Below are 9,728 nucleotides of genomic sequence, written 5' to 3' on the forward strand. Positions count from 1 at the left end.
GCCACAGGCTCGCTGGCGCACCCCGAGTCCACAGAGCCGCGGACGCGGGGTGCCGAGCCGCGGCGACCCTCTGATCCTGGGGACATGAGACTGAACCACCGCCGGTCCCGCCGTCCGCAGCCCACCCCTCGCCCCTCGGCCCGCGGCGGGCGACGTGCCGCGTGGCGTCCCTCGCTCCTGCTGTGGCGCCACCGTCACCTGGTCGTGGCGGTGTGCCTGGGGACAGCGGTCCTCGTGGCTCTCAGCATCCTGCGCCCGGGCCCTGCACAAGGCCGCCAGGTGCTCGTCGCAGCCCGCCCGATCGGCGCCGGAGCGCTCATCGCCGAGCAGGACGTCACCACGAGCAGGCTCCCGACGTCGGCGCTCCCCCAAGCCGGGCTGGCCTCCCAGGAGCAGGTGGTCGGCACCCGGGCAGCCATCGCCCTGGAGCCGGGTACCGTTCTGACCACCTCGATGAGCAGCGGGAACATGACTCAGCAGCTCGGAGCCGACGAGCGCCTGGTCCAGGTGCCGGTCGACGTCGGTGCAGAGCTCGCCCGCCCCGGAGCGAGGGTTGACGTCATCGGGCAGGCTCCCGAGAGCTGGACGCCGCAGGCCGATGCCTCGCAGGCACCGCAACCACAGGAAGGCACAGTGAATGACTCATCCGACAATGGATCTAAAGAGCGCGAGGAAATCCCCTCCGAGCAGGGTAACCCGGAAAAGGGCCAGGCAAACGAACCTTCACTCGCCCCCACCACACCGTCACCTCCACCACCCGAGCAGCAATCACCAGGAATTCAGAAGTCTTCTCAAAGCCTTTCTCAAGGAATATCCGCGACGCCATTCGGAGCACACAGCGCAGTTCTCTGCGCCGGAGCGAGAGTGATCGCGACCCAGGAGGCCGGAGAGAACAGTCGATGGACAGAAAACAAGAAAGTAACACTTATCACACTGGCTATTCCTGCTGGTAGCGTTATTCTGGTAGTTGGTGCGGCTACGAATAGCACGCTCGGCATTGCACTGAGCCCGTAATGCCGCTGTGGTGCCTTACACGGATGATAAGGCGCTTCACTTTTACCAGTCCCCGATGGCGCACCCCGGCAGACGTCTGCCCGCGCCGCTACGAAAGGATCGCCATGTTCAAGGGATTCAAGGAGTTCATTTCGCAGGGCAACGCCCTCGAGCTCGCCGTCGCCGTCATCATCGGTGCCGCCTTCTCGCCGATCGTCAAGGCGATCACCGATGTCATCATGGCCATGATCAGCCAGGTCGTCGGTCAGCCGAACTTCGACTCCGTCGGTCAGTTCAAGCTCACCGCGAGCGCCACCGAGTTCGTCCAGCCCGGTACGATCATTACTGCCGTGGTGAACTTCCTGCTCGTGGCCGCCGCCGTCTACTTCGCCATCGTTCTGCCGATGAACAAGGTCAAGGAGCGCCTGGCCAGGGAGAAGGCCGAGGAGGAGGCCAAGGAGGTCACCGACGTCGAGCTCCTCACCGAGATCCGCGACCTGCTCTCCGCCAACGCTGCTAAGCAGTGAGTCCCACCGCAATCCGATAACCGCATTCGCAGCATCACCTCAAGGCCCCGCCGATCCACGCGATCGGCGGGGCCTTCCGCATTCCTCTTCCTGTCACCTCAAAGAATGTCAGCAGGCATTACGCGCCGCTGCTCAATATCAGCCCCAGTGCGGGGGAACGTCTCGCTTGAGGCGGGCATCGTTGGAACCGGAGCCACCGGGCTCGGGGGTATCGAGCCCTCCCCCGATGCCACTGAGGGCGTCATGCTCGTAGTCGGCCCTCACCAGGTCCTCGGGACTCTCTCCGCGGGAGACGCGTTCCTGGTCCCGGGCGGACAGGGCGACGACCCGGCGACGGCGCCGGGCGCCTCTCCACTCAGGAGCTCCGTCATTCATGGCGTTGCTCAGATCGATCGGACCCGGCTCAGCGGGTGCGCCTCACGGCATTGGTCAGGACCGCGTCGATACCCGAGCCGCGGCGGCGCAGGGCCAGGGCTGACCTCAGCTCCTCGACCTCCCGGGCCTCGGAGCGGCCCACGCCATCGGAGCGGATCCAGGCCATGAGATCGTCGAGCTGGTCGTCGGAGTAGGCCTGCAACGGCAGTCCCTGGGCGATGCGGGGGCGCTCGGCACGCTCATGCACCTCATCGGGCTCGGGCTCGGGCGTCTCGGGGACGGCGCGCGCCGAGTCGTCGACACGCTCGGGCACAGCCTCCATCGGCGGGGTGGCACCCCCCTGACGCTCCACGAGGACGGCCAGAACCAGCTCCTCAACCGCCTTGGCCTCGGCCTCCGGGTCCACGAACACTCCGGCGGAGAAGGCCATGTGAACGCGCCAGCCGCGCCTCTCGAGGCGTTCGACGCGGTGGCGGTCACGGCGGCGCAGGCTCGGCTCGGAGACGTAGTCGACGTCGTCGGTCAGGACCGCCACGAGCAGCTCGTCGGGGTAGTCGGGGTGGCCGATGGCCAGTGGGATCCGCACGCCGCCGTCGGTCCCGTAGCGGGGGACGACGGACAGGCCCTTACGCCACAGGTGCTCGGCCAGGTCCACCAGGAGCCGGTCGGGCACCTTGCCTGCGGAGTTGCCTGTCTGGGAGGCGTCCTCGGCCCGGGCCAGGACCTCGCGCAGCAGGCGCGCTCCGGGGGCGCGCAGGCGGTCGCGATCGATGTCGCCGGCGGCCAGGCAGGAGACCACCTGGGTGCTGCCTCGCGAGGCGCACAGGGCCTCGACGAGTCCCACCATGCCGCTGTGGTCGGAGACGGGGCCGAAGTTGTGGATGGTACGCCCGTGCGGGGTCTTGGCGTAGCCCACCGAGATGATGATGTGGTCGCGCCGCAGGGCGCGGGCCTCGGCCAGCTCGACCACGGTGAAGGGCTCGACGGCACCAGGGGCGAAGAACTCCTCCAGAGCCGGGGCGCCGGCGGACGCCCGGGTGATGGCCGAGCGCAGGGCGTCGGCGTGCAGCCGGTTGAGGGCGATGACGCCCAGCGACTCCTCGGGCCGGGTCAGCGCCCGGTCGATGACCATGTCGACGACGCGGGAGACCTCGGCCTCCACGGTCTCGACCGCGGTCTGCCCGGGGGCCGGCATCCCCTTGCCGTCCACGAGCTCCAGAGTCAGGTGGGCCTCCCCCGGCGGGGAGGGAACGGCCTCCACGACACCCTCGTAGCCGTTGGCCGCCAGGAAGGAGGCGATACCGGCGTCGAGGCTGTTGCGGGCCGTCGGCAGGGTGCGGGTGGGCAGAAGCGGGCCGAGCTCGGCGGCCAGGCCCGTCGTCGCGCGCCGGGAGTCGCCGACGACGAGAACCTGCTCGGCGCGCACGAAGGCCGGCAGCACCTGCGGAACCGGCATGGGTGTGGAGGCGTCCAGGACGGCCAGGTCCACCACCGCCGTCGGCGAGAAGATCTGAGGCACGAGCGTGGGCGGAACGATCCAGATCGGCCGGGCCAGCAGCGCCATGGGGTGGGCGTCGATGATCTCGCGCAGCGGGACGCCGTCCTCGCGGGCCAGCGCGATGTACAGGGCGCGGGCATCGGCCTTGTCCTGCTCGACGGCGGCGCGCACCCTGCGGGCACAGGCCTGAGCCACGGGGCCGGACAGGGAACGCGTGTGAGCGGCGTCGAGCTCCCGCAGCGAGACGGCCATCTGGGACAGGGCCCGCGCATCGAGGCCGCCGAGGTCGGGGTCGGCAGCGAGGGTCTGGGCCAGCAGCGAGGACCACCAGCAGTAGGTGAGCTCGGGCTCGAGCTGCTCGTCCTCGACGCTCCGGGAGGCCATGTCGGCCACGAAGTCGCTCAGGCCCATCTCCTCGAGGTCGGTGCGGATGCGGTTGACCTCGGGGAGCTTCTGAGCGGTGAGATCATCGGCGGCCAGCGAGCGGGCCAGCTCCAGGAGGTCCTCCAGGGGCATATCCATGAGCACCGGCGAGTCCTCGGCGCGCGCCAGCAGCGGCTGGACCTCGGTAACGGCGCCGCGCGCCCGACCGGCGGTGCGGCGCATCTCGTCCAGCCCCTGGGGCAGACGGGGCCAACCGCCGTCGGGGTCGTGTCGGCGCCACACCTCACGGCGACGCTGTACCTTGACCAGCTCTGCGTGCAGGTCGTCGACGACGCGGCCCGGCCGCACCAGGTCATTGGCCTGGCGCGTGAAACGCCGGCGCCGCGAGCCGTCCATGTGGATACCCCGGTCGTCGCGCCAGCGCTTGGAGGCGGTGGCGATGACCATGTCGGCAGCGGAGCGCTCGAAGACCTCCGGCAGGAAGACGTCCAGGGACTCGCGCACGCCGTCGAACATGTCGAGCTGCTCGACCCACTGGCCCAGGTTGCGGGCCCGGCTCAGGCCCGTGGTGCGAGCGACCGTGGCCGTGTGCTCCTGGATGGTGGGCAGCAGGTCGTTGGCCAGGGCCCGCAGGTGGATGAGCGCGTCGGTGGCCTCGTCCATGTCGGCCACCGGGATCCCGTTCCAGGCGCTGGTGGCGACCTCTGGGGTGAACAGCCCCAGGACGTGCCCGCGGTGCAGGAGGGTCAGGGCCCGCTCCCTGCCGTCCTCGTCCAGCCCGCCCAGGTGCTCGGCGTCGATGCGGGCCCGGGTGGTGGCCCGGTCGCGACGGCTGGTGAGCTCGGCGAGCTTCTGGAGGGCCTCGTAGGCGGAGACCGACCAGGGATCGCGGGGCCGGTGCAGGGCGCTGACGTAGCGGTCCAGGCGGGAGCGGACGGTGGTGAGCCGGTCGCGCAGGGAGATGATCCCGGCGACGTCGAGCTGGGGCGGCTGAACTCCCAGGCTCTCACGGATGCCCTCGGAGGCGTGCTGACGCCAGGCGGCGTCCTCGGTGAGGTCCAGGACCATGGATCCCAGGCCCTCCTCACGCAGGGCGGCCGCGACGGCGTGCCCATCGGCACTGGTGGCGGGCACGTGCAGCACGGTGCGCCCGGAGGCGGCGGCGTCGGCGAAGACGGCGGCCAGGGCTCCGGCGACGTCGGAGCCGGGGGGCGCATCGATGAGGAAGCTCGCCCCGGTGCCCACCGCCTCGATGACATCGAGCTGGGCGGGCTCCAGGTCCCCCACACCACGCTCGGCCCCCGGGACCCGGTCGGTGGGGACGGGCGGGGGCAGCTGTACACTGAGGGCCTCGCGAGCCCCCTCGTCTCCGGCGATGGCCGCGACCAGGGCGGAGGTGCGCGAGCGCTCCAGCACGGCGTCGAAGTCCTCGACCAGCGCCTGACCGGGGTGGACGAAGGCGCCGACGACGAGACGCTCATGGATCTCGAAACCGGGCAGGTACTGGCGGCCCAGGGCTCCGATGCGGGCCAGGGCGGACCTGGGCGTGAATCCCGCCGAGGACAGAGCCGCACGGGCGATGTCACCGATGTCGGTGGTGCACTGGTAGCGGCGCAGGGCGCGGGTGAGGACCGGGTTCACCTCGATCGTGGGATCGAGGGTGAGGGTGGCGTCCGCGGTGGCGCTGGTCAAGCGGACGGGGCGCAGCAGGACGGGGGCGTTGACGGTGCGCACGCGGGGCCCCGAGGGGACCTCGGGGACGGTGAGGCCGGCGGCGGCCAGGGCGTTGCGGGCGGCGTGCTCGGCGGCGATGCGCTCGACGTGCGGGATCTGGGCGGTCAGGTCCGCCTCCGGCGAGGCACTGTCGACGAGGCGGATGGAGTCGTCCTCCTCTCCGTCCTCGGGAACCGTCTCGTTCCAGGTGGCCACCCCGATGGCCAGGTAGACCGGTGCGACGCCGAACTGGCGGGCCAGGACGTCCGTGCGGGCGGAGACCTCCCGCAGGGACTGGCGGGCCGCGCCCAGGGCGTTGCGCTCGCGCACGATGCTGGACAGGTGGGTGGGGCGTCCGGCGTAGAGCTGGGCCAGGCCCGAGGGGTGCGCGGCCGTGAGATCGACGACGCCGTCGAGCAGAGTGATGTCATCCAGGCTCGCCACGCCTCCCAGATCCACGAGCTGGCTGCGCCAGGTGGACAGGGCCGCATCAATGCGCTCGCGCCGCTCGACATCCGCCTCGCTCAGTGGCGGTGCGGGCGCGGGGCGCACAGGGGCCTGGGGCGCCGGTTCAGGGGCGGGCTCGGGCGTGCTCGGTGCCGCGGCCAGGGCCCCCAGGTCAGCGGCGAAACGCCGTCGGCTCGCGGTTTGATCCGATCCGACCGAGGCTCTAGCACCCTTGCGCTCATCCTCCCGGAGGGCAGCATCGCGCCGCTTGCGGCCGAAGGAGAAGAACGAAGGCGTCATACGCTCAAGATATAGGCCGATCGACACTTGCGCATGGAGACGCACCGGGCGCGTGGCTCGCCCATGAGCCGGTACCGGTGGGGAAGGGCCACCTTCAGCCGGCGCTGAGTGCGCCAGCGGCCCACCGCCACCGTCGCCGGCGGAAGCCGACCAGCGACGTCCGCCGCCGGCAGAAGCCGACCGGGACTGGCCGGTGTCCGCGCCCTCGATTGGATTCGAACCGCCATTTCCGAAGGCCGACAACACACCCAAGATAAACCAATATAAATGCAGGGCGATCAGATAACACTTTCGCTAACCTGCAGATCTCCGTCGAAGCCACGGAATCGACAGACTAGTTAGCGCCAAGTAATACCAGGCTTGCAATACAAAACCCGATCATGCAACTCGATAGCTCGAACCTAGTCTTGAGTACGCATCCTCCACTGTCTTCGTATCCATGTAGCACGTTCGCAAATCGCCCCGCGAACATCCGGAAGCCACATCAAAATCAAAGTTTTTGTAGTATTGAACCAATCTATCGTTGCGCACATGAAGAACTAGATAGCGCGACGCCGAATATTTTGCAGCCTCCAAATAGGCTCGAAAAACTCCAGCCAACAACATGGAAGACATTCCAGGTTGCCCAGATTTCGTCATATCTAAAGCGAACTTCCCAAGCAACTGGGCTGGATGATTTTCATAGACCCCGACGACTGTCCTGTGTTCATCGTCCGCCTCATAAGCCAGTTTCTTTGGTTTAAGTCCCACGTTAGAGCGCATTAATTCATGATTCGCGAGACTAAAATACCCGTCCGGCTCAGTCTTGCCGGCCGGACACATGAGCCAGACGCGAGTGAGATCTTCTTGATGGCACACCCTAGCCTTTTCCCGCAACCAACTCCCGAGAACATCTCCGTCCGGACCTGTCTGAAAACTATCAAGAATAGAATCCTCAGCTATAAGAGAGAAATCATAGGAACCGATATTAGGGTGACTGAAGGTAAAGTTCATTCGGACGCCGCAATCTCGGAGAAATAATCTAGATACTTACCTCTGAGTTCTTTACGATCACCTAATTCGGAACTATCGACAATCGTAATCAAGGGATCCGGAAGCGCTGCCGCTTCACTCGGAGAGAGCGACCTATTTAAGAAATATTCTACGATCTCGGGGTGACCCATAGTTCCACGCTTACTACCTTCAGGTCTGGCCTCCCATGCATCCTCCCAAACTGTCTCACGGTGAGTCTCCTCAACCATATCCCACGAACTTTTGTTTCGAAAATGACTCCAGACACCAGACAAAACCGACTGGACATAAGGGGACAACTCTACTTCCGAGCCGTCTTGGCGCTCAGAAATCTGTCGATCAATCATTGGAACGCTAACACGCAATTCTCCGGCATGGGCACTTAAAAGTTCCCCAACAACAGGCCCGTAAGGCATTGCATAAAAGGCCTCCGAGAACAGGGACCTTGCGGTCAGGTGGGCGTACCAACCGAACGCGTAAAAGCACAACTTTTGTAACTTCAAAGATTCGATCGATTGCCTCTTGTCCATCTTTAGAAATTGAGAAGCAATCTCAAATACGGTGGTCATCACACTCTCCTCGCCACCCCTTAGGGACACAGAAACAGTCCTGCATGCCTGGCGGTCCAGACCTAGACGATACACATGACCATAGCGCAGGATCGTGCAATCCGGCGACAAGATGCTCCGAATCACACGACAACCTCAACACCACAACAAAGAGACGAGACGAGTCGCAGAGACCGTGCTTATCGATCGAACAGTTCTAGTTCCTTACACCTATATGAGTGACGTTCACCATATTTGTATGGCTAGTGCCGCCTCAGTCGTTCTCTGGACGTGCCAGGACTAGCTGAACAGGTGTCACACGCCCGTCAGTGCTGTGTGATGTCTCCACAGCACAGGTGGAGTACGAGGTTGCATCAGTAGGTCGAGGCTTCTCGTCTCGGTTGAGACGATCCCATGTGGCCGAGGACGTTTTCGCGCTCGCGAGAGCATGTCACACGTACGGGAGCAGAATCCTGCATATATCGGCGTCGAGTGTCCTCGTCCGCGTAGCAGGACGCTCCAACAGACGAGGCAACGAGCCGCCTATTGGCACGGTCTCTGAGCATCACTCATCCTGATGCTGGTCAAATTCTCTTGGTTTGGTGTAGATCGGGTCATGTGGTGATGGTCATGGTGTGCCTTCGCCCGCTGGCATCACCACAGCCTGTGGCGGTAGGACACCAATCACGTGGCCCGACTCCAGCACCTACCACCAGGAACCACTAACAAGATAACGAACTACGGACCCTCGGGCTGGAGGGCATGTCGATCTCCCGGGTAGCAACCACTCTGCGGGTCTCCTGGCATACTGCCGGTACCGTGATCGTCACACGCGCGGAGCAGGTCCTCACCAGCGACCCGGACCGCTTCGGCACTGTGGAGGTTCGGCGTCGATGATCACCTCGCGCGCTTCGCTCTCGAGCGGGAGTTACCCCTCTCGGTGCGGCGCCATACCAAGCGCGGCGACAAGTACGTCCCGTCATCATCGATCTGCCTCCCGCACCACGCAGCCAGACCGGCCCGGTCCGACTGCTCGATGTGACCCGCATCGTTCCAAGAAGGCGTTCAGGACCTGGTTGGTCCAGCACGATCAGACTTGGCGTAAGCAGGTTGAGGTGGTGGCTATGGCCGGTTTCACGGAGTTCAAGAGCGCCGCCGGCGAGGAGCCGTCCAAGGCGCGGGCGATCATGGTTCCCTTCCATGTCGTAGCACTGGCAGGAGACAGGTCGACCAGTGCCGCCACCCAGGTCGCCTGGGGCGCCTATCAGCGCCTCATCCAGGCCTACTACGTCATGGCCCGGGTCGTCGGGGAAGGGACCTGATGCAACAGCTCATCAGCTCTCAGGCAGGCCATCGTAGACGGGGTGGAGGAGTGGACCGAGCGCCAAGATCCTGACCGACAGGAGCGCCGCCATCCTGGCCTATTTCAATCATCCCAACACCTCTAACGGCCCAACCGAAGCAGTCAACGGAAGACTCGAGCACCTCCGCGGCATCACCCTGAGATTGCGGGACCCCACCCACTAACCCCACGACACGCCGCCTAAGGCGCCGCGTTCACGCCGATACCCCCTAAAAGTGCTGATAATTCACGCCTACAACACTTTCACACACGAAGAGCGCCTAACCTCGGTCTTTCATTGGTTGGTTGGGTGGGGTTTGGTGGCGTCGTTGCCGGTGTCGTGGGTGGGATTATGCCGGTTGGGTGTGACGGCTTGCCGCGTGTCGTCTCGCGGTGGTCGGGCCTTTCCGGGGGCCAGAGGGTTCTTCCTTCAGGGGCGTGGTGGACAGGAGGCAGGAGCCGTGTGTCTACGGAGCCGGTAAGGGCCTGGAGGTGCCCGAGGCCGTCAAGCCGAAGGCTGGTCCAGGGGTGGTCGGCCTTGTAGCGCAGGACGGTGCGGCGGGCGTGGTGGGCGATGACAGCGGGGATGC

Annotated in this window: 8 protein-coding genes; 4 read left to right on the forward strand and 4 right to left on the reverse strand. The window is 65.7% G+C overall.

Translation table 11 applies throughout. The features are described 5' to 3' along the window. Window positions 1–84 precede the first annotated feature (84 nt). Window positions 85–1,014, forward strand: coding sequence for an SAF domain-containing protein (locus BKH33_RS10125; RefSeq protein ID WP_081395429.1), 930 nt, complete (start codon window positions 85–87; stop codon window positions 1,012–1,014). Between the two features lie 104 nt (window positions 1,015–1,118). Beyond that, entirely contained in the window at window positions 1,119–1,520 is a 402-nt protein-coding gene (mscL, locus tag BKH33_RS10130) for a large conductance mechanosensitive channel protein MscL (protein WP_076067798.1), read from the forward strand. Window positions 1,521–1,658: 138 nt separating this feature from the next. Here mscL and BKH33_RS10135 read toward each other — a convergent pair whose 3' ends face one another. From BKH33_RS10135 to BKH33_RS10145, 4 genes are all read right to left on the reverse strand, one after another. Beyond that, window positions 1,659–1,895 carry a hypothetical protein gene (locus tag BKH33_RS10135; protein WP_003786161.1) on the reverse strand — a complete coding sequence of 79 codons (237 nt, stop codon included), beginning with the start codon at window positions 1,893–1,895 and terminating at the stop codon, window positions 1,659–1,661. A gap of 28 nt (window positions 1,896–1,923) precedes the next feature. Further along, on the reverse strand, window positions 1,924–6,237 hold the full coding sequence (locus BKH33_RS10140) for a hypothetical protein (protein ID WP_043540076.1): 4,314 nt from the start codon (window positions 6,235–6,237) through the stop codon (window positions 1,924–1,926). Window positions 6,238–6,615: 378 nt separating this feature from the next. Then, a complete protein-coding gene (locus BKH33_RS13710) occupies window positions 6,616–7,230 on the reverse strand; it encodes a hypothetical protein (protein WP_143228840.1) in 615 nt (204 codons plus the stop codon). Continuing rightward, window positions 7,227–7,817: a Panacea domain-containing protein gene (locus tag BKH33_RS10145; RefSeq protein WP_076142728.1), complete on the reverse strand. Its 591-nt coding sequence runs from the start codon at window positions 7,815–7,817 to the stop codon at window positions 7,227–7,229. The genes BKH33_RS13710 and BKH33_RS10145 overlap by 4 nt, the downstream gene beginning before the upstream one ends. A gap of 872 nt (window positions 7,818–8,689) precedes the next feature. Between BKH33_RS10145 and BKH33_RS10150 the strand changes: the two genes are divergently transcribed. Beyond that, on the forward strand, window positions 8,690–9,118 hold the full coding sequence (locus BKH33_RS10150) for a transposase (RefSeq protein ID WP_076142729.1): 429 nt from the start codon (window positions 8,690–8,692) through the stop codon (window positions 9,116–9,118). A gap of 70 nt (window positions 9,119–9,188) precedes the next feature. Then, the gene (locus BKH33_RS13715; RefSeq protein ID WP_420866617.1) at window positions 9,189–9,323 is read left to right on the forward strand and encodes a transposase; all 135 of its coding nucleotides are present in this window, start codon (window positions 9,189–9,191) and stop codon (window positions 9,321–9,323) included. Window positions 9,324–9,728: the final 405 nt, after the last annotated feature.

The organism is Actinomyces naeslundii, assembly GCF_001956585.1.
Lineage (GTDB): Bacteria > Actinomycetota > Actinomycetes > Actinomycetales > Actinomycetaceae > Actinomyces > Actinomyces naeslundii.

Excerpts from the sequence above, each read along its gene's own strand:
- BKH33_RS10125 (WP_081395429.1), top strand. The coding sequence starts at position 85 with ATGAGACTGAACCACCGCCGGTCCCGCCGTCCGCAGCCCACCCCTCGC.
- BKH33_RS10135 (WP_003786161.1), bottom strand. The coding sequence starts at position 1,895 with ATGAATGACGGAGCTCCTGAGTGGAGAGGCGCCCGGCGCCGTCGCCGG.
- mscL (WP_076067798.1), top strand. The coding sequence starts at position 1,119 with ATGTTCAAGGGATTCAAGGAGTTCATTTCGCAGGGCAACGCCCTCGAG.
- BKH33_RS10150 (WP_076142729.1), top strand. The coding sequence starts at position 8,690 with ATGATCACCTCGCGCGCTTCGCTCTCGAGCGGGAGTTACCCCTCTCGG.
- BKH33_RS10145 (WP_076142728.1), bottom strand. The coding sequence starts at position 7,817 with ATGACCACCGTATTTGAGATTGCTTCTCAATTTCTAAAGATGGACAAG.
- BKH33_RS10140 (WP_043540076.1), bottom strand. The coding sequence starts at position 6,237 with ATGACGCCTTCGTTCTTCTCCTTCGGCCGCAAGCGGCGCGATGCTGCC.
- BKH33_RS13710 (WP_143228840.1), bottom strand. The coding sequence starts at position 7,230 with ATGAACTTTACCTTCAGTCACCCTAATATCGGTTCCTATGATTTCTCT.